Below are 26,727 nucleotides of genomic sequence, written 5' to 3'. Positions count from 1 at the left end.
GATCTTCTTCCTCAAGTCTCTTCCTCAAGATTCCTTAGAGCTCGAACTGCCCGGACGTCTGCTGGATCCTGACGACCACGAACTCGGCGGGCCTGACCGGAGCGATGCCGACCAGGACGTTCACGATGCCGTTCGCGATGTCCTCGTCCGTCGTGGTGTCGTGGTCGCACTTGACGAAGTACGCCTCGCGCGGCGTGCCGCCCTTGAAGGCGCCCTGACGGAAGAGGTTGTGCAGATACGAGGAGGCGCTGAGGCGGATCTGCTGCCACAGGTTCTCGTCGTTGGGCTCGAACACGACCCACTGCAGCCCGCGTTGGAGGCTCTCTTCCACATGCAGGGCGAGCCGCCGCACGGGCACGTACTTCCACTCGCTGTCGAGCGCGTCGGAGCCCTCCAGGGTGCGTGCGCCCCAGACCAGCGGGCCCACCATCGGGAAGGTGCGCAGGCAGTTGACGCCCAGCGGGTTGAGCAGCCCGGTCTCCCGGTCGGTGAGGTTGACCGTGAGCGAGTGCACGCCCGAGAGCCGTGCCTCGGTGCCGGCCGGTGCCTTCCACACGCCGCGCTCGGAGTCCGTACGCGCGACGACGCCCGCGACCGCGCCGGACGGCGGGAAGGAGCGCAGCCGCCCGGTGAGCGGGTCGGTCAGCTGGAGGTGCGGGAAGTACAGGCCCGCGTGGTTGCCGCGTACGGCGTCGAAGGCCGCGAGTCCGGCACGGGCCGTGTCCACGCTGACCCAGGTGCCGGGCGCGTCGACGAGGAGGAAGATCCGCCGCTCCTGGCAGAGCCGCTGGGCCGCCGAGACGACGGTGACCATGTCCTCGGTCGACTCGTACGACGCCAGCTCGGGCAGGACGAGCAGGTTGACGTCGGCGACGCCGCGCAGTGCCTGGATGCCGGTCTTGTCGGCCTCGCCGCCGATCAGGTCGCGCGGTCCCGGCGCCTCGCCGTCCTCGCCACCCTCCAGCGGGAACACGGGCGGGTTGACGGAGGCTTCCAGGCCCAGGTCGTTGGCGCACTCGCCGAGGAAGCGGACGACGTCCTCGGGGTCGGTGGAGCCGGCGACGACCTGGAGGCGCTTGCCGAAGGCGGTGACCTCGGCGCCCGCGAAGGCGTGCTTGCCCGGCGCGTCGGGCAGGGCCCGCAGCTTGCGCTCCAGGAGCAGGGCCAGCTCGGCGACGCCGCTCGGGGCCTCGCCGTCCGAGTCGGGGTCGTACAGCGTGAACTCGCGCTCGACCTCGCCGATCTTGACGGTCAGGTCGACGGCCAGGTCGGGCAGTTCGTGCCCGAACGGCTTGGAGACGGTGCCGGACGGGTCGGGGCGGCCCTCGCCCACGGCCTCGACGCGGATCAGCCGGGAACCGGCGTTGATCACGGTCGGCGCGTGGCGGCCGTGCGAGGCGTCCATGGACAGGCCGGTGAAGCTCTCGCGGGCCTCACCCTTGGCGTCGTACACGCGCACGTTGAAGGTGTCGTCGGGCTTCGGCGTGTCGTAGTCGACGGCGACGCGCAGTCCGTTGCCCCACACGCCCGGTTCCTTGGCGTGCACTTCGAGGACCGGCGACTCGCTGTGGCCCTCGGTGGACTCCAGAGTGACGCAGGCGGCCTTGCCGCTGCCCGCCCTGGCGACGCGCACGATCACGGCGACGGTGCCGCCGTTGCCGAAGAACTGGTGCACGGCGTAGCCGACGGCGCTCTGCGAGCTCAGGCCGCCGAAGCGGCGCTCGAACTCGGTGAAGCTCGTGACCCGCACCGGTTCGTTCAGCGGGCCGCGTCGGGTGTGTCCCACGAAGGCGGTCACCGAGGTGGTGACGGTCGAGATGGTTCGGGTGCTGCTGGGAAGCTCTTCGACGTAGACGCCGGGATACGTCGGCCTGGCAGTGTTCACCGCGCTCATCGGCATTCCCCCTCCTAATCCGTTCTCAGGCACCGGGTGAAAGGCACCAAGAGGCGGCAGAGGGAGACGTCTCGGGCGGTGCGCGCGAATAGGTCCGGGCGCGCAGCAACGCGCCCGTCCGCGGCACCGCATCAGCTTCCCCCGTCAGTGCCCCGGACAGACGGCCGCCCGGGGTCAAGCAGCACGCTTGTGACTCCTGATGCTCAAGTGCTGAACCCACCGTCGTAGGTCGGGAGTTGCAGAACAAGACATGTTCACGCCACCCATGAGGGAGGTTCCATGGAGGGGGCGGCGCACAGCTCGCACATGATGTGCGCATGTCGGGACGGGTGATTCACCGATTCCCCACGGGCGATGGTGCAGCAGAATGGGCGCATGGCCCGACGCACCCCACAACCCCGCCGACAGCGCTCTTCCACTCCCGCGCACAACCCCTCCTGCCCTTGCGATCTTGCGGAGACGTACGAACAGTGCTGTGGCCGATTCCATCGGGGTGAGAGTGCGGCACCGACCGCCGAGGCGCTGATGCGGTCGCGGTATTGCGCGTTCGTTAAGCGCGACGAGGCGTATCTGCTGCGGACCTGGCATCCGCGGACCCGGCCGGCGCGGATCGCATTCGATCCGGGGATGCGGTGGACCGGCCTGGAGATCCTCGCCACGGGCGAGGGATCGGCCTTTCACAGCACCGGGACCGTGACGTTCCGGGCGTCCTACGCGGGGGGCTCGCTGCACGAGCGGAGCCGGTTCGAGCGGGTCGACGGGGCATGGGTGTACGTGGACGGGGACTTCATCGAGTGACGGGTGCCCGATGCGTGCGCGCGCGTGGCGCCCGCGTCTCGCACGACCGGCCCAGTTCCGCGTACAACTCGACGCACGCCTCCGTGCCCCGGTAGAGGTTGGGCAGCAGGAAGCGCTCGTTGGCCGCGTGGATCCCGTCGTCCGGAAGCCCGAACCCCAGCAGCAGTACCTCGGTGCCGCACATGTCCGCGTAGGCGCTCACGAAAGGGATCGACCCACCCGACGGCAGCAGCACCGGCGTGCGGCCGAAGCCCCTCGCGCACGCGCGCGACACGGCATCGACAGCCGCGCTCCGCGGGGCGAGCGTGTACGGCGGGCAGCCGGCGAGGACGACCAGCCGGGCGCGTACGGTCCGGGGAGTGCGCTCCGCCAGGTGAGCACGCAGGGACCGGGCCACTGCGGCCGGGCGTTGCCCGGGCACCAGCCGGACGCTCAGGCCGGCCGCGGCCCGCGCCGGGATCGCCGATCTGGCGGTGCCGGAGGTGGAGAGCCCGGTGACGACCACCGCCGGACGGATCGTGGTGCGCTCGAAGGGGGAGTACCCCGGCTCACCGTGGCCGGTGGCGACGCCCGTCGGCGCGAGCAGTTCGCCGGCCGAGGGCCCGTCACGGGCGAGTTGCCCGCGCTCGGCCGCTGTCGGGGGCCGTACGTCGTCGTAGAAGCCGGGCACCGCCACCAGGCCGTCGGGATCATGCAGGCTCGCCACCAGCTCGGACAGGACCCGGGCGGGTTCGGCCACCGCGCCGCCGAAGGCGCCGGCGTGCAGTTCGACCGCCGGGCCGGTCACCTCCAGCCGTGCGGCGAGCGACCCGCGCAGTCCGCTGACGAGCACCGGCGTCCGCTCGTCCCGCATCCGGGTGTCGGAGACGACCACCAGATCGGCGCACAGGTACTCCGGCACCCGGCCCCGGTCGCGCAGCCCGTGCAACAGCGTGGGACTGCCGATCTCCTCTTCGCCGTCCAGCACGAGCCGCAGGTTCAAGGGCGGCCCGCCCCCCGCGGTGAGCCATGCTTCGACGGCGGCGAGATGGGCGGTGAGCTGGCCCTTGTCGTCGCTGGCGCCGCGCCCGTACACATACCGACCGTCGACCACCGCCCGGAAGGGATCCGTCGCCCAGGCATCGCGCGGCCCGGCGGGCTGCACGTCGTAGTGCCCGTAGATCAGGAGCACGGGCGCACCGGGGCGATGCAGCCACTCCGCGGTGACGACCGGCGCGACCCGCCCGGGCCGGACGGCGACGGCGTCCAGGCCCATGCCGCGCAGCCGGCCGGCCAGCCACTCGGCACACCGTCGCAGGTCCGCACGGTGGGCGGGCGCGGCGCTCACCGTGGGATGGCTCATCATCGCGCCCAGCAGGCCGAGGGTGGCCGGGCGGCGGGCGCGGGCATGGTTCAGTGCGGCTGCCGTCCCCGCGCGGGAGGCGGTCCGGCGTGCGGTCACATGCGGGTCCCGTTGACCGGCGCGGGCACCCGGCCCCGCGTACCCCCGCCGCGCGCGGCGGGCGGTGCGGGCGGCCTGCGGGTGATCCGCTGGGCACCGGCCGCCGGGGCGGCCGACCGGTCCCACGGCATACCCGGCCGGGCCCCCTGCGGGCCCACGAGCCCCAACGACTGGGCGCTGGTGAGCCACTCCTCCGCGCTTTCGGCGATCTCCAGCAGCAGGGTCTCGAACTTCGCTCGCTGCGTCTGCAGCAGATGCGGCTGGGCGAGCCAGCGCAGCACCTCACGACCGGCGACGGCCATCCGCTGTCGCGGCGAGGTGACCAGCCGCTCGCCGTAGTACTGGGCCAGCACGATCTCGACGACGTCCCACGCGGTGTCCGCGCCGTACAACCGCCGGATGTCGTCGGAGTCGAGGATCCGGTACGCCTCGTCGAGCAGTTGCATGACCTCGACCCGCAACACGTTGACGTGCCCGTACGAGGTGAACTTCAGGTTGTTGCGCAGATCGAGGCCCGCCCTGCGGACCACGGCGATGCTCCCGAAACTCGGGTCGTAGGCCCGCTCACGCACCACGTCCGCGATCCGCTTGTCGCGGTGGAACAGCGCGATCTGGTTGACGAAATGCTCGAACTGGCCGTGGAAGTCGCCGTTGGCCCGCGAGCCGGCCGGCACCGGCGCCCGGCCGTAGCCGAACGCCCTGCGGTACGCGGCCAGCCGGTCCCGTCGGCTGTAGCGCAGCACCTCGCGCCGGTCGAACTGGTACAGCGCGTACGCACCCGCGCCGCTGGAGAGATAGACGGCGCCCGCGCGGAACAGTTCCTGGAGCTTCTGCACCGCCCGGAAGACGCCGATCATCTCGTGCTGGTAGATGTAGTAGAGATCGCCCATCGCCACGAGGCGTTCGGACGACACCGTCTCGTCGTACGGCGTGATGGCCTGCGGCAGCCGGGTCTGGCCGAGCGAGTCGGCCGCCTGGTCCCCGATACCGACGAGCTGGGCCAGGCCCTTGTCCGGCGGCGGCTTCTCGGCCAGGTCGGTCCTGACCGCGGACTGCAGCAGGTCGTCGATCTGCTTGGTGAGCACGTCCGCGAGCTGGGGGTCGGCCACCAGCTGTGCGGACAGTCGGTCGGTGACGGTCTCCCGAAGGGCCGCGATGCGGTCGAGGAAGGCCTGGTAGTCCTGTTCATTCGCCATCGTGGGGCTCCTCCGTCAGGTCCGCAGTGCCTCGACCGTGTTGCTTCGTACGCCGCCCGGGTTGATGAGCGTCACCTGCCAGGTGAGGCCCACGATGTTGGTGGGCAGGGTGGGGAAGATGGCGTCTGCGCGACCGACCCTGCTCAGGTCCACGGTGCTTGCCGTGAATTCCCCCAGACCAGGACGTTCGATCGCCGACATGACGGCCGTCGCCGGGGCGAGGAAGCCACGGCCGACGAGAGTGACGGTCACACCGTTGTCGAGGTCCACGTCGTCGACGAAGACGATCACAGGAGCTTCGGTCCGCTGCACGGCCCTGGCCAGGCGGACCGTGTCGGCCAGTTGCGTGCGCAGCTCCCGCAGGGCGCGCAGGACGCGCGGGGTGCGGAGGCCATCGGGCAAGGACGGGTCGCCGACCGCCAGTTGCTCCGTCGCCCGCACGATGTCGGCCAGCTGGCCGAGGACCGGGGCGAGCGCGATCACACCGTCCTTGCCGGCCTCACGCACCAGACGCGGCCCCTCGCTGGTGGACACCCGGACGATCCAGTCGAGCAGGTCCGACAGCAGAATCGGCAGCGGGGCGTTCAGGCCGGCGAAGCGCAGCTGGATCGTCTGGCGCTGCGCCGCGTCCACGTACACCGAGTCCAGGGTGAAGACGGTCTCCTCGACGGACTGCGCGACGACGTCCAGGCTCCGGGACAGCTGGATCAGAACGGTGCCGAGCGAGGTCTGGTCGGTGGTGCCCAGGAAGAGCGACCTGTCGCTGTCCCAGCCGGCGGCGAGAGCGAGCACATGGTCGACGACGATACGGAAGTTGGTGACGATCCGTTCCTCGTCGAGCGTGCCGACCCGGCTGGAGCTCAGTCCGAACCGATCACGCAGCTGGGCGAACTGCCCTCCCACCGCGTCGGGGTCGAGTCGGGTGGCGGGTGTCCTGGGGCCGAGCAGCAGGACGAACAGTTCGTCGACGCGCTGGACGCGCGGTCCACCCTCGACCGCCAACTCGTCTACGAGTTCCCCGAGTTCGGTACGCACGATGGTGCGGATCGCCGCGGTGTCCTGGGAGTCGGCGGCGGGGTCGAGCGACGTCAGGCCGTCGAGCAGCGGGGTGATCTGTTCCAGGGCGTTCTTCGCCCGCTGGTAGATGCTGGCCTGCGCGCCGGTCAGCGCACCCAGGTCGGCCTGGACCGCGTAGCCGCGCGGGTGCCAGGTGAACTCGGTGTGGCCCTGCACGTCGCGAAGTTCGAACGCGCCGGTCAACGCCGCCCGGAATCCGGAGGTGTTGGATCCGGGCCGCCAGCCGAGGACGTCCCTCAGGGCTCCCTCGACGGTCTGTCCGTACGAGGCCGATCGGTCACCGGAGCCGGATGCCGGTGCGCGACCTGCCCCGCCGACCTCCTCGGTCAGGACGGGGAAGGACGAGAAGTCCGACAGTGCCTGGTTGGTGGGGGGCGGCGGCGTGCCACCTGGCGGAGTGGCCGGTGCGCGCCCGCCCTTGACCTTGATGTTCCCGGCGGCGATCGAGTTCACCTCGATCGGGAACCGCTGCACCAGAGCACCCTGCTGGTTCAGCAGGCTCACCAGGAACGTGCCGGGGACCGGTGAGAACCATTCGTAGAAGCCGTTCTTGTCGGTCTGCGCGGTGCCCAGGCGCTTGCTTCCGTCGGCGTTGTGGATCTCGACAGTGGCGAACGCGACCGGTTCGTCCGCCTCGTCCTTCACATGTCCCCTGATGCCGTGCTTCTCCTCGCCGAGCACGATGTCGGGGACCACTACGGCACGTTGGTCCGTCACCGTCACGGTGTACTCGGCGGGGGGATCGGGGATCAGCCGCCGTCCGCCGATGTGCACCGGCGTCCGGCGCGGGGAAACGGTCCAGTCACCGACCGGCAGTCCCGTGATGTCGTAGCGGCCCTGGCCGTTGGTGACGTCTGCCCGTTCACGGTCCCCTTGGCGGGCCACGATGTCCACGCCCGGCACCGGAGTGCCGTTGTCGTCCACCAGTTGGCCATGAAGGTCTCCGGAGGCGATGGGCAGCGGCCTGAAGGCGAAGAACGGAGAGAGATCCTGGTCGTCGCCGGGATACACCTTCCAGTTGATCCGGTGCTTTCCGGGGACGGCGACGACCGGCAGCCGTGCCTTTCCGAACGTCGCACGGGAGGTGTCCGCGACGGCCACGGTGACCATCCCGTCCGGGATGTCGTCGAAGACGCACTTGGGAGCGCTGTCACCGGTGGCCTGACGCTGCGCGGGGAGGTCGCGGTTGTCGGCGCGGGTCACCTCGAAGACCACGCCGGAGACCGGCTCACCGCCCAGCTCGGGCTTGATGCTGAGCTGGGCGGTGGCGGCGCGATAGCACACGTTCACGGTGTCCTCGGGCAGCGGCTGTCCGCCCCGGTCGACCACGAAATCGCCGTCCAGGGGGGTGGCCTTGGGCGTGGAACTGCTGTGGGGGCTGACGATGACCAGTTCGTCCCGGCAGGCCGCGTAGACCGCGCCGTCGGATCGACTCGTGAAGTCGTGCCCCGCCACCTCGACCTCGACGCCGGAGAGCGGTCGCCCGCTCTCGAACTGGGCGTTGAGCAGGAACAGCCGCCTGCCACGATCGGACAGCAGGACGATCTCCGCGTCCGGGAATTCCACGGCGGGCATGATGAGGACCTGCTTGGAACCACCGTTTGCCACCCGCGGGATGTCGAATTCATCGGGGCCGTCGGCGACGCGGACCCGGTAGGTGCCCGCCGGCAGTTTGTCGCGCCTGATGAACCCCCCGCCGTCCGAAGCGTCCAGCATGATCGGCGGATCGTAAATGCCCTTACCGGCTCCGTTCTCCCTGCTCAGTTCGAGTACGACACCGGACGGCGTCGGCCAGCCCGCCTGCCACCTGTCGGGGTCCTTCACCACTCGTCGGGGGCAGAGGAAGACCCGGATCGTGAGCTTCGGCATCGTGCTCTCCTTCCTCTCCAGGTCAGCGGCGGGCGCCGGACGTGGAGCATGGACTCTTCAGCGCGGCGATCTCCTGCCCGTGGGCGAAGAGCGCCGGCAGCACATCGCTCCAGAGCGACTGCTGACATGAGTGAACGCACCGGATAACCTCGTCCGCCCAGGCCTCGGCCTCCCGGCCGTGCTCGGCACCGAACGCGCCCAGCTCGGCGAGCCGTTCCGGCGCCGCCAACTGGTCGACGAGGACCCGGCCGAGGGTCTGGACGTGCGACTGGCAGTGCGACACGTCCGACGAGGTGCGGTCGTTCCCGTCCAGGGCGATGGCTGCCTGCTCCGCCGCGCCCGTCACCTCCAGAGCCGCGTTGGCCACGACGTCGACCAGGAGCACGTCGCCGCCGCGTGGCTGGTCGGAGACCGCGATCAGCTCCAGCTCGCGGGCGGTGTCCCGAAGCCGCCGCACCGACGCCGCGAGACCGGCATACGCGGACTGCACAGTCACCGTCATCGCCTCGCCAGCTCGGTGTAGAAGTTGCGGGTGATCACGCCCGGGCAGGCAAGGCCCCGGTCCAGGGCGGAGCGGGCGGCCCCGATCAGGAAGCGGGCCGGGATGATGCCGGGGTCGGTGCCGGCCGCGAGACGCTCGGCGGCCTCCAGTTGCATGGCGTGTTCCTTGGCTCCGAAGGGGATCACCTGGGCGAGGCTGCGCCGGCCGAGCTGCGGGAACGGTCGATGGCACAGGGCGTCCACGACGGCCGGACAGGCGGTGGCGAAGGTCGAGATGAGCTCTCGCGGCAGCGTTCCGGCCCTTGGGTCGGGATAGATCCTCGACCACAACCGGCCGTAACGGTCGGCCTGTTCGGAGAAACCCATACGCCGCAGCAGTTCGACGGAGATCCACACCCGGAACCAGGGAGTGGGATGCGGCCCGCGCGGATTGAAGGAGAGGACTGAAGCGGGCGAACGGCCGACCACATCGAGCAGCGAACCGACCACCGCAGGTCCGCCGAGAAGCAGGGCCGACAGGTCGGCGTACACCTCGCGATTCCAGCGCACCCAGGTGCGTACGACGCCGGGTGGGCAGCCCTCGTCGAGGAGGCGCCGGGCGACGGCCCGCGGCACCGCCTCGTTGAGACCCAGATCGCTCTGGAGGTTGTGGGACACCTCGTGCAGGACCGCGCCCAGGGTCCAGGGATTGACCAGGCGGTGGTACGGGAGTTGGACCAGCGGGAACGGGTTGATCCGGCGACCGAGCCGGCGCAGCGGGATGCCGCGGCGGAAGGTCGCCGGTGAGAAACCGGTCCGCATGTACGAGAACGGAGGCGGGGCCGGAAGGGGCTTGGCCTCGCCGACGCCCAGGTACGCGGCCTGGTAGCAGGAGAGGGCGATCCGGTCGCAGGACAGCAACGCGTCGGCGAACACGGACTGCCGCTGTCCGAACAGTTCGAAGTAGAAGTCCCAGATGCGTTCGACGTCGCGTACCCAGGTGTGCGCCTGTTCCTTGGTGGTGACCAGGGTCTGGAGCCGCCGGGTGTCCGGCTGCCGGAGCGCCTGCCGCGCCTGCCGCTCGACCCGGCCGCTGAGCCGGAGCAACTCGCCGCGCAGCTGTCGCATCAGGGCGTTGACGGCCTGGAGGTGACCGGCGGAGGGCGCGGCGGCCCCGGCGCCGAACTCGCCCGCGCGGAACGGCCGCAGGGCGGCGGCGTGCCGGGTGACGTTCAGCCCCTGGGCACGCACCCAGGGCTGCCGGACGGGCGCGGACCGTGGACCGGGTGCCGGCCGGCCGGACCGGGCGGTCGCGGTGCCCGGATCCGGCGTGCCGGTCGGCTCGGCGGGAGCCGTGGGTGCGGTCATGGCCGGCCGCCGGTCAGTAGCCGTACGGACCGCGGGCGCCGCGCCTGCGGTCCGGGCGGTAGACGGGCACCGGCACCCAGGCGACGGACATCGGCGGCAGGCCGGCGATTCGGCCCGGGACGCCACGTGCTCCGGTGGCCGGGCGGATCCGGGGCGGCCGCCGGTACACCGGGGCCGGTGCGGACGACGGTCCCGCGGCCACGGAGCGGACGGCTCCCGCGGAAAGGGGAGCGACGGCGGCGCGCGCACTCGCCGGTGCTCCGGGGCGCATCCCGCGGTGGTACCTGCGGTCCAGCGTGCGGGACCGCCGTACGACCGCGCGGCGCCGCCGTGGATCGGACAGCACGGCGGCGGTCTGCCCCGCCAGAGTCCGCACGGCGGACCGCGCGGTGATCGGCCGGCCGCGAGCCACCTGGCGGGCCAGGCTGCGGGTGGTGCGCACGGCGATCGCGGGCAGGGCACGGACCAGTGGGCGGGTGGCGGGGTTGCGGCGCAGCGTGCGGGTCACGTTGGCGAGTCCGCGCACCAGTTGCGGGGCGGTCCTGACGATCGCGGGCGCGGCGCGCCGGGCAAGTCCGATGGCGAGGGGGGCAAGGGCGCCGGCGAACGCCTCGGCCTCCGCCTCGCTCTCGGCCTCGGCGGCGGCGTGGCCGAGGTGCTCCATCAAGGCGTCCGGATAGATCCGCCGGAGCGGATTGGTCATCGCCTCGAACTCGCCCTCGAACTCCCCCTCATGCTCCCCCTCGAATTCGTACTCGTCCTCGAACTCGCCCTCCTCCTCGTGGAGGAGCTCGTCCTCGGACTCGCCCTCCAGTTCGGTCTCGAACTCCGTCTCCCACTCCTGGTTCTGGCCGCCGCCGGTGAGCGCGCCGAGCGCCGACTGGGCCGCACTGCGTGCGAGTCCCGAGAGGCCGCCGAGGAACTCCTCGCCCTCGTCCTCGTACAGGGCCTCCCACTCCCCCTCCAACTCGGGAAGCGGGGGTGCCCCTGACGTCCTGGGGCCGGCGCCGTTCGTACTCACGCTCATGACCGCTGGTCCTCTCTGATCCGGGCGCCGCTGTCAGCGCAGGGGGGCGTATCCGCGACGGCGCGGCCGCGCTCCCGCGGCGGGACGGCGGGGCATTCCGGTGCGCGCGGCGGGGCCGGTGGCACGTCGGACCGCGGTGGCGGCGCGGACGTTGCGCTGCAGAGCGCGGGTGGTCTGCTGCGGGCTGCCCAGGACGCGACGAGTCTGGCCGGCCATCACACGGGCGGCGGCGCGCCGGTCCACGGGCCGGCCGGCGGCAGCGCGACTGCTGAGCACCCGGGCGGTGCGCCGCACGATCACCGGCACGGTCCGTACGGCGGGCCGCGTGATCCGCTGGCGGCGCAGTATCCGGGTCAGCACGCAGGTCGCCCGGACCATGTGCGGGAGCACACGGCGCAGGGCGGCACGGTCCTGAGCGGAGAGCGCGGCGACCGTCGCCGCACCGATCATGCCCTCGGCCTCGGCCTCGGATCGGGACTGGGCGGCGACCGCGGCCATCATCTCCGCCATGGCCTCCTGCTGGGTGAGGGGGCGGGTCGCTTCCTCCTCGGCCTCCGCCTCGAACTCGTCCTCTCCCTCGTCCTCGTAGAGGTACTCGTCCTCCAACTCGCCCTCGCTCAGGGCCCTGGCCGCGAGGTCGCCTGCCATGCCGCCGATCGGACCGCCGACGATCCTGCCCACGACGGGCGCGGCGGCGCGGGCGACCCTCCGCAGCACGGGAGCGGCCCGGCGGACGAAGGAGCGGATACGGCGGAAGAAGGCCTCGTCCTCGTACTCCCCCTCGAACTCGCCTTCATCCTCGTACTCGTCCTCGTACTCGCCCTCGAACTCCCCCTCGCCCTGACCGAGAAGGCCGCCGACGGCACCCATGATGCGGCCGAGGAACTCCTCGCCCTCACCTTCGTCCTCGTAGAGGTACTCGTCCTCCTCCTCGCCGGCGCCCTCGAACTCACCTTCCAGGGCCGCTTCGTCCTCGTACTCCAGCTGGGACTGGCGCATCTGCATGGCCGCCTCCCTCAACGCGGTCGGACAACTCAGCTTGGGCGGCGGCGGGTTGGCCCGACAGTCACACGTCCTGGAGACGACGGGTCCGGTCGCGTCCGGATGAGCGTCGCTCGGACGTGCTACGCGCAAACCGGGCACGCACCGGTCGGCCCCGCTGTTAGAGTGCGCCCACTGCCTGTGGGTCTGGGTCCGGCTGAGCCGCCGGTCCGCTGAGGCAAGGGGGCTCGGGTGAATCACGGGGCAAGCAGCGGCGTGTTAGCCAGGGACGAGCTCAGGGACGACGCCGAAGCGCTGGCCCTGGCACTGATCAGCAGGCTGTCCTCCTCACCGGAGCGGGTCCTGCTCGATCTCGAGATCGACGAAGTCCGCTGCCTGGTGATCCGCTGCGACAGGGCGGGCCCCATCAGTCTGTTGAGCCCGCGCGAGCGTGAGATCGCCCGCATGGTCGCGTGCGGTCACCCCAACAAGACGATCGCGTCCGTCCTGGAGATCAGCGCCTGGACCGTCGCCTCACATCTGCGCCGGATCTTCGTGAAGCTCCAGGTGTCCTCCCGGGCGGCCATGGTCAACCGCCTCGCCATGGGAGAGCCCCGACTCGAGCCGGATGCGCTGACGCCGGAGGTACTGACGGCCACTCCGTTCGCCTCTCCCGGCTGACACCGGCAGCTCCCAGGCGCGGGACGCCTCAGGGCGCCAGGATGTCCAGCTCCTGGAGCGCGCCGACCGTGATCTCGCGGGTGAGTTCCTCGGCGCGGGACGCGTCGCCCTCGCGCACCGCCTCCGCGACCTGGACGTGGAGCGTGACAGCGGCCGGGTCGGGGTCCTCGAACATGACCTCGTGGTGGGTCCGGCCCGCGAGGACCTCCGCGACCACGTCACCGAGGCGGGCGAACATCTCGTTGCCGGACGCGTTCAGGACGATCCGGTGGAAGGCGATGTCGTGGACGAGATACGCCTCGAGTTTGTGGCCGCGCGAATTGGCCACCATGCCCAGGGCGCACTCGGTGAGTTCGGCACACTGCTCGGCCGTGGCGTGCTTGGCTGCCAGGCCGGCGGCGACCGGTTCGACGGCGGACCGCAGCACGGTCAGCGAGCGCAGCTGGCGCGGGCGGTCTGCGCCCGCCAGACGCCACCGGATGACCTGGGGATCGTAGACATTCCACTCGTTCGTGGGACGGACGGTCACACCGACCCGGCGCCGGGACTCGACCAGGTGCATCGACTCCAGGACGCGGACGGCCTCGCGCATCACGGAGCGCGAGACCTCGAAGCGCTGCGCCAACTCGTCGGTGCGCAACACGCTGCCGGGCGGATACTCGCCGGCCGTGATCGCGGGACCGAGGCTCTCCAGTACATGGCCGTGCAGCCCCCGGCCCGGTGTGCTCATGAGGTTCAGCCTACGAGGCTGGCGGCGGGAACAAAAAGTCAGACTTTTGCGTCACAGACTCTTGAATTCATCTGACCTATAGGTTTCAGTGTCGTGACGGATGCGGCACCTCACGTTCATCCGGCATCCGGATGTCGAAGAAGACAGCGAGAGCATGATGAAGCAACCGCGCACCCCCCACGTCGTCGTGGTCATGGGCGTGGCAGGCACGGGCAAGACCACCATCGGTCCCCTGCTTGCGAGCCGGCTCGGCGTTCCCTACGCCGAGGGCGACGACTTCCACCCCGAGGCCAACATCGCCAAGATGACGGCCGGGACCCCGCTCACCGACGAGGACCGTTGGCCCTGGCTGGACGCCATCGGCGTCTGGGCACACGGACGAGCTGGGCTCGGCGGGGTGGTCAGCAGCTCGGCGCTGAAGCGCAGTTACCGCGACCGGCTCAGGGCCGCCGCTCCCGGAATCGTCTTCGTTCACCTCACCGGTGACCGGGGGCTCATCGAGGAGCGGATGGCGCACCGTCAGGGGCACTTCATGCCGACGGCGCTCCTGGACTCCCAGTTCGCCACCCTGCAGCCGCTCCAGGCGGACGAGTCGGGTGTCGCCGTGGACGTCTCCGGCAGCCCCGAGGAGATCACCGAACGGGCCGTGACCGCTCTGCACGGCCTCGACGAGTAACTCCCCCATAGCAACTGCCCCGTTGTAACCCCCTGCTCCAACTCCCTCTCCCCTCAAGGAAAAGCACCGTGACCAGACTCAGCGTCGAGATGCTGGCAGCGGATCCCGTCGAGCCGATCACCTCGGCGGGACACGCTCAGCTGGGTATCGCCGTTCTGGCGGGCATCGCCGTCATCGTCCTGCTCATCACCAAGTTCAAGCTCCACGCCTTCCTCGCGCTGACCATCGGGTCACTCGCCCTCGGCGCCTTCGCCGGGGCCCCGCTCGACAAGGCGATCGCCAGCTTCTCGACCGGTCTCGGTTCGACCGTCGCCGGCGTGGGCGTGCTCATCGCGCTCGGCGCGATCCTCGGCAAGCTGCTCGCGGACTCCGGTGGCGCCGACCAGATAGTCGACACGATCCTCGCGAAGGCGGGCGGCCGTGCGATGCCGTGGGCGATGGTGCTGATCGCCTCGGTGATCGGTCTGCCGCTGTTCTTCGAGGTCGGCATAGTCCTGCTGATACCCGTCGTCCTGATGGTGGCCAAGCGCGGCAACTACTCGCTGATGCGGATCGGCATCCCGGCACTCGCGGGCCTGTCCGTGATGCACGGGCTGATCCCGCCGCACCCCGGCCCGCTGGTCGCGATCGACGCGGTCAAGGCGAACCTCGGTGTCACGCTCGCTCTCGGCATCCTCGTCGCCATCCCGACCGTGATCATCGCGGGCCCGCTCTTCTCGAAGTACGCGACCCGCTGGGTGGACGTACCGGCCCCGGAGAAGATGATCCCCCAGCGTGCCTCCGAGGACCTGGACAAGCGCCCCGGCTTCGGCGTCACCATCGCCACCGTCATGCTGCCGGTCGTGCTGATGCTGGCCAAGGCGCTGGTGGACATCATCATCGACGACCCCGAGAACATGGTGCAGCGGGTCTTCGACGTGATCGGCTCGCCGCTGATCGCGCTGCTCGCGGCCGTGCTCGTCGGCATCTTCACCCTCGGCCGGGCGGCCGGGTTCACCAAGGACCGGATCTCCTCGACCGTCGAGAAGTCCCTCGCCCCGATCGCGGGCATCCTGCTGATCGTCGGCGCGGGCGGCGGCTTCAAGCAGACGCTGATCGACTCGGGCGTCGGCCAGATGATCCTGGACATCTCCGAGGACTGGTCGATCCCCGCGCTGCTGCTCGCCTGGCTGATCGCGGTGGCGATCCGGCTCGCGACCGGTTCCGCGACCGTCGCCACGATCTCGGCGGCCGGTCTCGTCGCCCCGCTCGCGGCCGACATGTCGACCACGCACGCGTCGCTGCTGGTGCTGGCGATCGGTGCGGGTTCGCTCTTCTTCAGCCATGTGAACGATGCCGGGTTCTGGCTGGTCAAGGAGTACTTCGGCCTGAACGTCGGGCAGACGATCAAGACCTGGTCGGTCATGGAGACGATCATCTCCGTGGTCGCGGGAGGCCTGGTCCTCCTCCTGTCCCTCGTGATCTAGCTCCTGATCTGGCTCGTAACCCTGGAGTACGGCGATGACTCATCCTCTCTTCGACATCAGCGGCCGTACGGCGCTGGTCACCGGGTCCAGCCGGGGCATCGGCCTCGCACTGGCCCGGGGGCTGGCGGAGGCCGGCTGCACGGTGGTGCTCAACGGCCGCGACACCGACCGGCTCACCAAGGCCGCGGCGGAACTGCCGGGCGACATCCACACGGCCTCCTTCGATGTCACTGACGGCCCGTCAGTGGTCGCTGGGATAGCGGATGTCGAGGAGCGGGTGGGCCCGCTGGACATCCTCGTCAACAACGCCGGTATGCAACTGCGGGCTCCGCTCCTGGAGTTCGCCGACGCGGACTGGCACCGAATCCTCAACACCAACCTCACCAGCGCGTTTCTGGTGGGCCGGGAAGCCGCCCGGGGGATGACCGCACGCGGCCACGGCAAGATCGTCAACATCTGCTCCCTGCAGAGCGAGGTGGTACGGCCCGGGATCGCCCCGTACGCCGCCACCAAGGGCGCGCTGAAGATGCTCACCAAGGGCATGTGCGCGGACTGGGGACCGTCCGGCGTGCAGGTCAACGGGCTCGGCCCCGGCTACATCGAGACCGAGCTGACCCAACCCCTCGTCGACGACCCGGAGTTCAGCGCGTGGGTACGCCGACGGACCCCGGCCGGACGCTGGGGGCGTACGGAGGACCTGGTCGGCGGGGTGCTGTTCCTCGCCTCCCCCGCGGCGGACTTCGTCAGCGGACAGGTGCTGTACGTCGACGGCGGCATGACCAGTGTTCTCTGAGTCCCCCGCAAGGCTGAAAGGAGCTTTCGCGATGCTCGGTTGCGTGATTCACGGGCAGGGTGACCTGCGGGTGGACGAACTGCCGGTTCCCGTCCCCGGCCCGGGCGAAGCGCTCGTCGCCGTGCGGTACGGCGGGGTGTGCGGGTCCGATCTGCACTACTGGCGGCACGGCGGGGTCGGCGACTTCCGGCTCCGGGAGCCTATGGTGCTCGGCCACGAGGTCGTGGGGACGGTGGTGGCGTACGGGGCCGGGGGTGACGGTCTGCTCTCTCCCGGTACGGCTGTTGCCGTGCATCCCGCGTCGCCGTGCGGCGTGTGCCCGGAGTGTGCGGCCGGGCGGCGGAACGTATGCCGTGACACCCGCTACCTCGGCAGTGCGGCGCGTATGCCGCATGTCCAGGGCGGGTTCGCGGCTCAAGTCGTCGTGCCCGTCGAGCAGTTGCGGGAGGCTCCCTCCGGACTTCCGCTGCGGCGGGCGGCGTTGGCCGAGCCGCTGTCCGTCGCGCTGCACGCGGTACGGCGAGCCGGTGACGTCGCCGGGAAGCACGTCCTCGTCACCGGTGCGGGGCCCATCGGCTGTCTGGTCGTCGCGGCGGCGAAGGCCGCGGGGGCCGCGCGGGTGACGGTGACGGATCTGCTGCCGAGGGCTCTGGAGTACGCGGCGGCGGTCGGCGCGGACGAGATCGTACGCGCCGACGATCCGTCCTCTCCCGGGTGGCCCTCCGAGGTGGACACGGCCATTGAGGCCTCCGGTGTGGCCGCCGGCCTCGACACCTGCCTCCGCCTCGTCCGACGCGGCGGAGTCGTCGTCCAGCTCGGCATGCTGCCCCCCGGCCAGAGCCCCTTCGCCGGAAACCTCGTGGTCAGCCGAGAGATCGAACTCCGGGGAGCCTTCCGCTTCGACGGAGAGTTCGACGACGCGTTGGCGCTGCTCGCGCGCGAGCAGCGGTTCGACTTGTTGGTCAGCTCGGTGATTCCGCTGGGAGAGGCGGAGTCGGCGTTCGCCCTGGCGGCGAACCGCTCTGAGTCCTGCAAGGTACTGCTGGACTTCGGAGGGAACGGCTGACTCGGCGAAGGTGGGGGGTTTGAGGTCTGGTCTGCCGGGTGCCGCTTCGTCGTGGCTGGTCGCGCAGTTCCCCGCGCCCCTTACTTAAGGGGCGCGGGGAACTGCGCGGTCAACCCCCACCGGCCCGCAACCTCCCACGCACCCCCTCTCCCCCAGGCATCGGGAACCACAGAAGCTCTCCAGCGAGTCTGCCTCTACGAGTACTGATCACCGCTCGGAGGAGAGAACAACCTTGGAAGGCTTAGAAACCCGCCGCAGCCGCCGCACCGCACTCGCCCTCGGCGCCGGGGCGGCACTGGCCGCCGCTACTGCGACCCCGTCGGCCCACGCGGCGACGAAGGCGGCCGGGGACGACATCTCCCACGCACTGAGCAAGCTCGAGCGCGAACACTCCGCCCGCCTCGGCGTCTTCGCGCACAACACGGTCACCGGGACCACCGTGCGGCACCGCGCGGATGAGGCCTTCCCGATGTGCTCGGTGTTCAAGACACTCGCCGCCGCGGCCGTGCTGAGGGACCTCGACCGGCACGGCGAGTACCTGGACCTGCGGATCCGGTACACCGCGGAGGACGTCAAGGAGTCGGGCGGCGCCCCCGTCACGGGCTTGAAGGAGAACCTCGCCAACGGCATGACCGTTGCCGAGCTGTGCCACGCCGCCATCGCCCACAGCGACAACACCGCGGCGAACCTCCTGCTCCGCGAGTTGGGAGGCCCGACCGCCATCACGCGCTTCTGCCGCTCGATCGGGGACGGAACGACCCGCCTCGACCGCTGGGAACCGGCACTGAACTCGGCCGAACCCTGGCGTACGACGGACATCACGAGCCCCGGCGCCATCGGGCGGACGTACGCGAAACTCGCCCTCGGTGACGCTCTCACCCCCCGCGACCGGCAGCGGCTGACCGCGTGGCTGCTCGCCAACACCACCAGTGGGGCGCGCTTCCGCAAGGGCCTGCCGCAGGACTGGGCCCTCGGCGACAAGACCGGCACGGGTAAGTACGGCACCACCAACGACGTGGGCATCGCGTGGACGCCGGACGGGTCACCCGTCGTGCTGGCCGTCCTCACCACCAAGGCGGACCCCGACGCTCCGATGGACGAACCTCTCGTCGCCGAGACCGCCGCCCTGCTGGCGACGGCGCTGGCATAAGCCCAGGCCAGGCCCCAGGCCGGCCCGAGCCCTGGCCGGGCCAGGGCTCGGGCGGCCCCCGTACAGCCGCGGCGGCTAAGGCCGCCAGAGCGGATGCTCCCGCTTCGCCCACTCACGGTCGACCTCGCCCGTCCGGAGCCCTCGTCGGGCCTCCGGGTGGGCCAGGGCCATGCCGATGTGACCCGCGAGGACGATACCGATGGCCAGGGCGAGCCAGTCGTGGACGAAGGTCGCACTCGTACGCCAGACGAGCGGGGCGAGGTGGGTGAACCACATCAGCAGCCCCGTGCCGAGCATGACCAGGACGGCTCCGGCGATCCAGGCCGCGTACGTCTTCTGCCCCGCGTTGAACTTCCCGGCCGGCCGAGCCTCGGGGCGGGCGTCGCGGCGCAGCGCCGAACGCAGCCACACGCGGTCGTGCGGCCCGAACCGGTTGAGCAGCCGCAGGTCCGCGCGGAAGGCGCGTGAGGCGATACCGATCAGAACGGGGACCGGCAGCAGCAGGCCCGACCACTCGTGCACCCTGACCACCAGCTCGCGTCGGCCGACGAGTTCGGCGAGTTGGGGCACGTAGAGGCAGGCCGCGGTCAGCACGCACAGCCCCATCAGCAGGGCCGTCACCCGGTGCACCCAGCGCTCGGCGCGGGAGAAGCGACGTACCCGCAGCGAACTCGCCAAGCGCTCCCCGGGCTCACGGGGCTCACTGGGCTCCCCGGTCCTCACCGCCTGCGGCTCCCCGGTCTCGATCTCAGGTCGCGTCATCGTCACGTCCGTTCGAGCGGCCCACCCACGCGTCCACGTCGTAGCCGCGCCTCTCCCAGTAGCCGGGCTTGACGTCCGACGTGACGGTGATGCCTGAGAGCCACTTCGCGGACTTGTAGAAGTACATGGGCGCGACGTAGAGGCGGACGGGGCCGCCGTGGGAGTGGCTCAGGTCCTTGTCCTGCATGCGGAGGGCGACGAGGACGTCGGCGCGGCGGGCCTGGGACAGGGTCAGGCTCTCCGTGTACATCCCGTCGAAGCAGGTGAAACGCACTGCCCCGGCCGAAGCCCGCACCCCCGCGGCGTCCAGCAGCTGGGACAGGCGTACCCCCTCGAAGGGGGTGTCGGGCACCCGCCAGCCCGTGACGCACTGGACGTCGCGGACCATCCTCGTCTGCGGCAGGGCGCGCAGGTCGGTGAGGGAGTAGGTGGTGGGGTTGTCGACCAGGCCGTCGATGGTGAGGCGGTAGGTGTCCTCGTCCTTGCGCGGGACGGACGAGGCGACCGAGTAGTAGCGGAAGCCGCCCCCGTTGGGGAGGAGGCCGGTCAGGCCGGTGGGGTCCTTGTCCGCGGCGCTGCCGAGGAAGGACTCCAGACCGCGCTGGAGCGGCGGCGCGGCGGCCACGCCGAGCGCACCGAGCCCGAGCATCCCGAGCACGAGCCGCCGGCCCACGGGTGTCCCGCCCTCTTCCGGCTGGTCCGCGGCCGCTGTCGGTGGTTGCGCGGCCGCTGCCGGTTGTTCCGAGTTCACACACTGATTCGAGCACCCTTGGCTCCCGTAAGCCAGTGGCCAAGGGTGCCCGTCAGCATTCCGTAATCACTTCTGACGTGATCACTTCTTACATGATCTGTCTTACGTGTCTTACGTGATCACTCCTACGTGCCTCTCAGGAGCGGGGGCCTCAGGAGTCGGCCCCCGCCGCCTTGTCCAGCTGGAACGCCTCGTTGCCGAGCCCGATCCTGGCGTGCGCCTCGGGCTTGCGGGTGCGCAGGAACACGCCCTGGAGGACGCCCACGACGGCGGCCAGGGCGATGATGCCGGGCAGCACCCAGCTGAGCGAGGAGTCGGGGCCCGCGCCCACCAGGACGTCGAAGTCCTTCACGGTGTAGCCCGCGATGACGAGCAGCGAGACGCCGGCGATCACGGAGGTCGCCAGGCGCCAGGCCTGGGCCCGCGCGGCACCCCGGCGGGCGAAGAAGACGACGACCGAGAGCGAGGCCGTGGCCATGAGCAGGGTGACGCCGAGCGCTCCGATGTTGCCCATCCAGGTGAACAGGTGCAGCACGGGCGCGGTCGGGTCGCCGGTCGGCTTGTCGTCGGCGAAGGCGAACGCCGCGATGACCACCACGGCGACGACCGACTGGAGCAGCGAGCCGGTGCCGGGGGCGCCACTCGCACCCGTCGTCCGGCCGAAGGCGGCGGGCAGCAGGCCTTCCCGGCCCATGGCGAAGGCGTACCGCGCGACGACGTTGTGGAAACTGAGCAGCGCCGCGAACATGCCGGTCACGAAGAGCACATGGAGCACGTCCGTGAACGTCTCACCGAGCCGCGACTCGGTGAGGAAGAACAGCAGCCCCGCGCTCTGCTCCTGCGCGGTGCCCACGATTGCCGAGGGCCCGGCGGCGACGGTCAGCGCCCAGGAGCTGAGCGCGAAGAAGACGGCGACGAAGCCGATGGCGAGGAACATCACGCGCGGGACCAGGATGTGCGGACGGCTGGTCTCCTCCGCGTACACGGGGGCCTGCTCGAAGCCGGTGAAGGCAGCGATGCAGAAGCACAGGGCGGTGCCGATGCCCGCGCCCGTGAGGGTGTCCAGGTTGAAGGCGTGCAGCGACAGGCCCTCCTTCGCGGGGTCGGCGACGGCCGCGACGTCGAAGATGACGACGAGCGCCACTTCGATGAGCAGCAGCACACCGAGCACGCGCGCGTTCACGTCGATCTTCAGCCAGCCGAGCGCGCCGACGAGTAGTGCGGCGGCCAGCGCCGGTATCCACCAGGCGACTTCGACTTCGAGGTAGGTGGCGAACAGGCCGGACACCTCGAAGCCGAAGATGCCGAAGATACCGACCTGCAGGGCGCTGTAGGCAACCAGCGCGACCGCCGCGGCGCCCGAGCCCACCGTACCGCCGAGGCCGCGGGAGATGTACGCGTAGAAGGCGCCCGCGTTGTGGACGTGGCGGCTCATCTCGGCGTACCCGACGCTGAAGAGGACGAGCACGACGCCGAGGATGACGAAGAGCAGCGGCTGGCCGACGATGCCCATCACCGCGAATGCCGTGGGCATGACACCCGCGACCACCATGAGAGGGGCGGTCGCCGCGAGAACGGAGAGCAGCAGACCCCCCGTGCCGAGGCGGTCGGCGCGCAGGGCACGGTCCTGGCCCTTGAAGGTACTGATGCCGCTGTCCGCGGTGGCCGGTCCGCTCGTGCTCGACGCACTCGGGGTTTTCGAACTGCCCGTCGTCATGGCGGGGTTGTCCTTTCGGATTTTCAGATCTCGTTGTGGGATCTCGGGGGTGATGGTTCACGCCGTGCCGAGCACGCTGTCGCGTGCGGCACGGAAGGCGGTGGCGGGATCACGGTCGGGGTACGACCACGGCACGGGGGTCACGTGCGGACCGATGCGGTGGAACAGGGCGGCGGCTTCGGCACCCCGGCCCTCGCAGAACTTGGCGTGGGCAAGGTAGTTGAGGTCGACATGGCTGCGCGGGTGGTCGTCGCGCTCCCACTCCAGCCACCAGTCGAAGGCGGCCTTCATGACCTGGCGGGCCCGGCGGCCCACCCAGTGCCCGGAGGCCACGGGGTCGGTGGGTTCGATCCCGGCACGGGCCAGGACGCGGTAGCGCTCGGCGTGCGCGATGACCGGGAGGATCGCCAACGGCGAGTCGGCGGGCGCCTGTTCGGCGGACCAGGTCGCGAAGTCGTAGACCTCGTGCAGCGGATCCTGGCCGGCCTCAGGGCGGCGCTCGGCGAGCCGGGCGACCATCAGATGGTGGGCGTGGTGGTGGTCGGCGTACCGGTGGCGCACCTCGTCGAAGAGCTGGACCACGTCCTCCTCGACGCCGAGCACGCGCTCCAGCATCAGCAGACCGAGCCAGGGCGTGGGGTCGGCGGGCAGCAGCGCGGCCGCGGTGCGGCAGGCCTCGCGCGCCCTGGCCGGCTTGTCCTTGCCGTTCAGGGCGCGTTGCACGGTGGCGAGCGCGAGCAGGACGGAGGCGTCGCCCGACTCGGGTTCGGCGAGCAGCCAGTCGCGGGTCCAGGCGAAGGTGCCGGTCTCCTGCGCGAGGACGGTGACGCGGTGCCCCCGGCGGTCCCAGTCGTCGCCGGTCGCGACGAGCAGGGCACGTACGGCGGTCCACCGGCCCTGGGCCAACGCGGTGCGGGCGGCGACGAGTTCGGCGTCGTCGAGCGCGGCGTCGAAGGCCTGAGCCGCGCGCTTGCGGGCGCGGCCGAGGGGTGGCGGGGGTGGGGACACCGCGGGAACTTCCTCACACGACGCGGTCTGTCAGCGACTGATTTCTCAGCGCTCAGCAGCTGTTGATTTATGTCAGCGGTCCGTCAGCGGCTTGTCAGCTGGCGATCACGCACAGCCAACCCCGAGCCAATGGTTCGCGTCAAGACCTGACAGAATCCTTACACGCGTCAACTTTTCACGAACCACCCACAGTTGACCCAGCCTCACCTCACGACCCTCACCTCACCGCCTCAGTTCACGGCCTCAGTTCACGGCCTCAGTTCACGGCCTTCGCCGCCGCTCGGCCCGCCGTCCGCCCGGAGAACAGGCAGCCGCCGAGGAACGTCCCCTCCAGGGACCGGTATCCGTGCACTCCGCCGCCGCCGAACCCGGCCGCCTCGCCCGCCGCATACACACCGGACAGGGGGTCTCCGCCCTCGGTCAGGACGCGGGACGACAGGTCGGTCTCCAGGCCGCCGAGCGTCTTGCGGGTGAGGATGTTGAGGCGCACCGCGATGAGGGGACCGGCCTTGGGGTCGAGGATGCGGTGCGGGGTGGCGGTACGGATCAGCTTGTCACCGAGGTACTTGCGGGCCCCGCGGATCGCCGTCACCTGAAGGTCCTTGGTGAACGGGTTGGCGATCTCCCGGTCGCGCGCGGTGATCTCACGGCGCAGGTCCGCCTCGTCGATGAGGGGTTCCTTGGTGAGCGCGTTCATGCCGCGCACCAGCGCGCCCAGGTCCTTCTCGACGACGAAGTCGACGCCGTGGTCCATGAACGCCTTCACCGGGCCGGGCACATCGGCCCGTCCCCGCTCCAAGACACCCTTGATGGACTTGCCGGTGAGGTCCGGGTTCTGCTCCGCCCCCGAGAGCGCGAACTCCTTGCCGATGATCTTCTGGTCGAGCACGAACCACGTGTAGTCGTACCCGGTCCTCGTGATGTGCTCCAGCGTGCCCAGCGTGTCGAAGCCGGGGAACAGCGGGACGGGCAGCCGCTTGCCGCGGGCGTCCAGCCAGAGCGAGGACGGGCCGGGCAGGACGCGGATGCCGTGGTTCTCCCAGATGGGGTTCCAGTTCTGGACGCCCTCGGTGTAGTGCCACATGCGGTCGCGGTTGATCAGGTGCGCGCCCGCGTCCTCCGCGATGGCGAGCATCTTGCCGTCGACGTGCGCGGGCACGCCGGAGATCATCTTCTCCGGCGGGTTACCAAGGCGCTCGGGCCAGTTGGCGCGGACGAGCTCGTGGTTGCCGCCGATGCCTCCGGAGGTGACGATCACCGCCTGGGCCCTCAGCTCGAAGGCGCCGCTGACCGTGCGGCTGCTGGGCTTGCCGCGCTGGATGTCCGAGGGCTCCAGGATCTCGCCGCTGACGGTGTCGACCGTGCCCGCGCTGCGGGACAGGCCGGTCACACGGTGACGGAACTTCAGCTGTACGAGGCCGCGGGCGACCCCGGCGCGTACCCGCCGCTCGAAGGGAGCGACGAGGCCGGGCCCGGTCCCCCATGTGATGTGGAAGCGGGGTACGGAGTTGCCGTGCCCGTTCGCGTCATAGCCACCGCGCTCGGCCCACGCCACCACGGGGAACCAGCGGACCCCCTGCTGGTGCAGCCAGGCCCGCTTCTCGCCGGCCGCGAAGTCGACGTAGGCCTCGGCCCATTTCCGGGGCCAGTGGTCCTCGGGACGGTCGAAGGCCGCCGTTCCCATCCAGTCCTGGAGCGCCAGCGCGTGAGTGTCCTTGATCCGCATCCGGCGCTGCTCGGGCGAGTCGACGAAGAACAGGCCGCCGAAGGACCAGTGCGCCTGGCCGCCGATCGACTGCTCCGGCTCCTGGTCGAGAAGAATCACCTTGCGCCCCGCGTCGACGAGCTCCGCGGTCGCCGCGAGCCCTGCCAAGCCCGCCCCGATCACGATCACATCTGCGTCGTACGCCATGAGCAGGCCCTTCCTCGGCTTTGTTACTGGTCGGTCAGATCCTTGGGCAACGAAGTGACCCAGTCAACTGCCGGGCGCCACGCAGTCGGGCTACAGTCGCCCGATACCCCCGCCTCGCCCCGTCCCCGCCGCGCGAGGTTCCGAGAGTATCGAGGTACGCGCGTGTCGGTTCTGGTTCTCGTCCTCGCCGTCGGCGCGGCCTGCTGCCTCGGCTTCGGCTTCGTTCTCCAGCAGAACGCGGCGGCGCGCGCGCCGCTGGGCGACTTCCTCTCCCCCCGGCTCCTCCTCGACCTGGTGCGGGTGCCCCGCTGGCTGGGCGGTATCGGGTTCATGGTCGTCGGCATGGCGCTCGGCGCGATCGCCCTCGCGCACGGCGAGATCTCGCTGGTCGAACCACTGCTCGCGACCAATCTCCTCTTCGCGCTCGCACTCTCCCGCCGCCAGACCCGGCAGCCGCTCGGGCGGCAGGGCTGGGCGGGACTCCTGCTGCTCGCGGGCGGCGTCACGGCGTTCATCGTGGCCGGTCAGCCTGAAGGCGGCGACGCCATCACCGATCCGGTGCGGCACTGGCTGATCATCGGGGTCATGCTCGGGCTCGCGCTGCTCCTCACCACGTACGCCAAGCGGTCGGTGATGAGTGCGGGGCCGGTGCTGCTGGGAGTCGCGGCCGGGTTGCTGTACGGCGTGCAGGACGCTCTCACTCGCGTGAGCGGGCAGCGTTTCTCGGAGGGCGGGTTCCTGGCGCTGGTCACCGGGTGGCAGGTGTACGGGGTCGTCGTGCTCGGGATCACCGGCCTGGTACTGGTCCAGAGCGCCTTCGAGACCGCGCCGCTGCGGATGTCGCTGCCCGCGCTCACCGCCGCGCAGCCTCTCGCCGGGATCGCCTGTGGGGTGGGGTTCCTCGGGGACCGGTTGCGGGCGGATGCGGGGGCGCTGGCCTGGGAGGCCGCCGGGCTTTCCGGGATTGTGGTGGGGGTTGTGCTGCTCGGGTTGCATCCCGCGATGCCGAGTGGGGCCGCGCCCAAGGAGCGGGTGAGGGATCTTCAGCCTCGCTGATGAGGTTCATCCTCGCTGATGAGGTGGCGTGCGATTTGATGGCCGTATGAGTTCCGCTGATGGCCGTATGAGTTCCGCAGACGAGATCCTCGACATCGTCGACGAGAACGACGAGGTGGTCGGGCAGGCCCGGCGGGGTGACGCGTACGCCCGGGGGTTGCGGCATCGGTGCGCTTTCATCCAGGTCAGGGATGCGGAGGGGCGGTTGTTCGTCCACCGGCGCACGCCGACCAAGCTGGTTTTCCCTTCCCTGTACGACATGTTCGTGGGCGGGGTCGTGGGGGCGGGCGAGACGTACGACGACGCGGCGCTCCGCGAGGCCGAGGAGGAACTGGGGGTCTCCGGGCTTCCTCGGCCGGTGTTCCTGTTCAAGTTCCTGTACGACGACGGGGCCGGGCAGAGCTGGTGGTCGGCCGTGTACGAGGTGCGCTGCGAGTTGCCGGTTCAGCCTCAGGTGGAGGAGGTCGACTGGTACGGGTTCCTGCCGGAGGCTGAGGTGGGGCGGCGGTTGGCGGAGTGGGCTTGGGTGCCGGATGGGTTGGCGGCGTATTCGCGGCTGCGGGCTTGGCGGAGTCGGGGTTGAGTCGTTTGCGTTTGTCTGCGGGTGGGTGGGGGCTGGTCGCGCAGTTCCCCGCGCCCCTGGGTTGGTTGTGGGGCGGGGCCGCGCCGGGGCATCCGAGCGCCACTCTGAGGTAGTCGGGTCGGCCGGGAAGCGCGGCGCTCGGACGCCCCGGCACGTCCCCTCACGCCGGAGGCCGGGTGCCGGCCGGTGGGGGCTGACGCCCCTTTAGGCCGCGGGGAAATGCGCGACCAGCCACTGATGGCCCG

23 protein-coding genes are annotated in these 26,727 nt (G+C 70.8%); 9 read left to right on the top strand and 14 right to left on the bottom strand.

Annotated elements, in window-relative coordinates:
• Positions 1–34: 34 nt before the first annotated feature.
• Entirely contained in the window at positions 35–1,900 is a 1,866-nt protein-coding gene (locus ACTWQR_RS24735; RefSeq protein WP_443229342.1) for a phage tail sheath family protein, read from the bottom strand.
• Positions 1,901–2,269: 369 nt separating this feature from the next.
• Here ACTWQR_RS24735 and ACTWQR_RS24730 point away from each other — a divergent pair, with 369 nt between their 5' ends.
• Positions 2,270–2,692, top strand: a complete 423-nt coding sequence (locus ACTWQR_RS24730; protein WP_443229341.1) for a YchJ family protein — start codon at positions 2,270–2,272, stop codon at positions 2,690–2,692.
• Here ACTWQR_RS24730 and ACTWQR_RS24725 read toward each other — a convergent pair.
• Genes ACTWQR_RS24725 through ACTWQR_RS24695 form a run of 7 tightly spaced genes read right to left on the bottom strand, consistent with a single transcriptional unit; the run spans position 2,682 to position 12,155 of the window.
• Positions 2,682–4,133 carry a M20/M25/M40 family metallo-hydrolase gene (locus ACTWQR_RS24725; protein WP_443229340.1) on the bottom strand — a complete coding sequence of 484 codons (1,452 nt, stop codon included), beginning with the start codon at positions 4,131–4,133 and terminating at the stop codon, positions 2,682–2,684. The genes ACTWQR_RS24730 and ACTWQR_RS24725 overlap by 11 nt on opposite strands.
• Positions 4,130–5,329 (bottom strand): hypothetical protein, encoded by a 1,200-nt coding sequence (locus ACTWQR_RS24720; protein ID WP_443229339.1) that lies wholly within the window; start codon positions 5,327–5,329, stop codon positions 4,130–4,132. Before ACTWQR_RS24720 ends, ACTWQR_RS24725 begins: the two co-directional genes overlap by 4 nt.
• A gap of 15 nt (positions 5,330–5,344) precedes the next feature.
• Entirely contained in the window at positions 5,345–8,275 is a 2,931-nt protein-coding gene (locus ACTWQR_RS24715; protein WP_443229338.1) for an MSCRAMM family protein, read from the bottom strand.
• A 22-nt stretch (positions 8,276–8,297) separates the two neighbouring features.
• Positions 8,298–8,771, bottom strand: a complete 474-nt coding sequence (locus tag ACTWQR_RS24710) for a hypothetical protein (RefSeq protein WP_443229337.1) — start codon at positions 8,769–8,771, stop codon at positions 8,298–8,300.
• A gap of 2 nt (positions 8,772–8,773) precedes the next feature.
• Positions 8,774–10,123, bottom strand: coding sequence for a hypothetical protein (locus ACTWQR_RS24705; protein ID WP_443229336.1), 1,350 nt, complete (start codon positions 10,121–10,123; stop codon positions 8,774–8,776).
• A 13-nt stretch (positions 10,124–10,136) separates the two neighbouring features.
• Positions 10,137–11,150 (bottom strand): hypothetical protein, encoded by a 1,014-nt coding sequence (locus ACTWQR_RS24700; RefSeq protein ID WP_443229335.1) that lies wholly within the window; start codon positions 11,148–11,150, stop codon positions 10,137–10,139.
• 33 nt (positions 11,151–11,183) lie between these two features.
• Positions 11,184–12,155 (bottom strand): hypothetical protein, encoded by a 972-nt coding sequence (locus ACTWQR_RS24695; RefSeq protein WP_443229334.1) that lies wholly within the window; start codon positions 12,153–12,155, stop codon positions 11,184–11,186.
• 228 nt (positions 12,156–12,383) lie between these two features.
• Here ACTWQR_RS24695 and ACTWQR_RS24690 point away from each other — a divergent pair, with 228 nt between their 5' ends.
• Positions 12,384–12,812, top strand: coding sequence for a helix-turn-helix transcriptional regulator (locus ACTWQR_RS24690; protein WP_443229333.1), 429 nt, complete (start codon positions 12,384–12,386; stop codon positions 12,810–12,812).
• Positions 12,813–12,840: 28 nt separating this feature from the next.
• Here the strand turns inward: ACTWQR_RS24690 and ACTWQR_RS24685 are convergent, their stop codons facing one another.
• A complete protein-coding gene (locus tag ACTWQR_RS24685) occupies positions 12,841–13,542 on the bottom strand; it encodes a FadR/GntR family transcriptional regulator (RefSeq protein ID WP_443229332.1) in 702 nt (233 codons plus the stop codon).
• A gap of 157 nt (positions 13,543–13,699) precedes the next feature.
• Here ACTWQR_RS24685 and ACTWQR_RS24680 point away from each other — a divergent pair, with 157 nt between their 5' ends.
• The 5 genes from ACTWQR_RS24680 to bla all read left to right on the top strand — a co-directional run bounded on the left by ACTWQR_RS24680 (position 13,700) and on the right by bla (position 18,693).
• The gene (locus ACTWQR_RS24680; RefSeq protein ID WP_443229413.1) at positions 13,700–14,218 is read left to right on the top strand and encodes a gluconokinase; all 519 of its coding nucleotides are present in this window, start codon (positions 13,700–13,702) and stop codon (positions 14,216–14,218) included.
• Positions 14,219–14,286: 68 nt separating this feature from the next.
• On the top strand, positions 14,287–15,684 hold the full coding sequence (locus tag ACTWQR_RS24675; RefSeq protein WP_443229331.1) for a GntT/GntP/DsdX family permease: 1,398 nt from the start codon (positions 14,287–14,289) through the stop codon (positions 15,682–15,684).
• 34 nt (positions 15,685–15,718) lie between these two features.
• On the top strand, positions 15,719–16,477 hold the full coding sequence (locus tag ACTWQR_RS24670) for an SDR family oxidoreductase (protein ID WP_443229330.1): 759 nt from the start codon (positions 15,719–15,721) through the stop codon (positions 16,475–16,477).
• 31 nt (positions 16,478–16,508) lie between these two features.
• Positions 16,509–17,543 carry an L-idonate 5-dehydrogenase gene (locus tag ACTWQR_RS24665; protein ID WP_443229329.1) on the top strand — a complete coding sequence of 345 codons (1,035 nt, stop codon included), beginning with the start codon at positions 16,509–16,511 and terminating at the stop codon, positions 17,541–17,543.
• 232 nt (positions 17,544–17,775) lie between these two features.
• A complete protein-coding gene (bla, locus tag ACTWQR_RS24660; RefSeq protein WP_443229328.1) occupies positions 17,776–18,693 on the top strand; it encodes a class A beta-lactamase in 918 nt (305 codons plus the stop codon).
• A gap of 75 nt (positions 18,694–18,768) precedes the next feature.
• On the opposite strand, the gene ACTWQR_RS24655 is transcribed toward bla, so the two are convergent.
• The 5 genes from ACTWQR_RS24655 to ACTWQR_RS24635 form a co-directional block, all read right to left on the bottom strand.
• Positions 18,769–19,455, bottom strand: a complete 687-nt coding sequence (locus ACTWQR_RS24655) for a cytochrome b/b6 domain-containing protein (protein ID WP_443229327.1) — start codon at positions 19,453–19,455, stop codon at positions 18,769–18,771.
• The gene (locus ACTWQR_RS24650; RefSeq protein ID WP_443229326.1) at positions 19,442–20,206 is read right to left on the bottom strand and encodes a molybdopterin-dependent oxidoreductase; all 765 of its coding nucleotides are present in this window, start codon (positions 20,204–20,206) and stop codon (positions 19,442–19,444) included. Before ACTWQR_RS24650 ends, ACTWQR_RS24655 begins: the two co-directional genes overlap by 14 nt.
• Positions 20,207–20,357: 151 nt before the next feature.
• The gene (locus ACTWQR_RS24645; RefSeq protein WP_443229325.1) at positions 20,358–21,923 is read right to left on the bottom strand and encodes an APC family permease; all 1,566 of its coding nucleotides are present in this window, start codon (positions 21,921–21,923) and stop codon (positions 20,358–20,360) included.
• Between the two features lie 57 nt (positions 21,924–21,980).
• A complete protein-coding gene (locus tag ACTWQR_RS24640) occupies positions 21,981–22,931 on the bottom strand; it encodes a hypothetical protein (RefSeq protein ID WP_443229324.1) in 951 nt (316 codons plus the stop codon).
• Positions 22,932–23,187: 256 nt separating this feature from the next.
• A complete protein-coding gene (locus ACTWQR_RS24635) occupies positions 23,188–24,843 on the bottom strand; it encodes an FAD-binding dehydrogenase (protein WP_443229323.1) in 1,656 nt (551 codons plus the stop codon).
• A 162-nt stretch (positions 24,844–25,005) separates the two neighbouring features.
• Here ACTWQR_RS24635 and ACTWQR_RS24630 point away from each other — a divergent pair, with 162 nt between their 5' ends.
• Entirely contained in the window at positions 25,006–25,899 is an 894-nt protein-coding gene (locus ACTWQR_RS24630; protein ID WP_443229322.1) for a DMT family transporter, read from the top strand.
• A 67-nt stretch (positions 25,900–25,966) separates the two neighbouring features.
• Positions 25,967–26,482, top strand: coding sequence for an NUDIX hydrolase (locus ACTWQR_RS24625; RefSeq protein ID WP_443229321.1), 516 nt, complete (start codon positions 25,967–25,969; stop codon positions 26,480–26,482).
• Positions 26,483–26,727: the final 245 nt, after the last annotated feature.

It is taken from the genome of Streptomyces sp. 2A115 (assembly GCF_052245575.1).
Classification (GTDB): domain Bacteria; phylum Actinomycetota; class Actinomycetes; order Streptomycetales; family Streptomycetaceae; genus Streptomyces.
The sequence above is the reverse complement of the archived record's forward strand: the minus strand, read 5'-3'. Positions and strand labels throughout refer to the sequence as shown.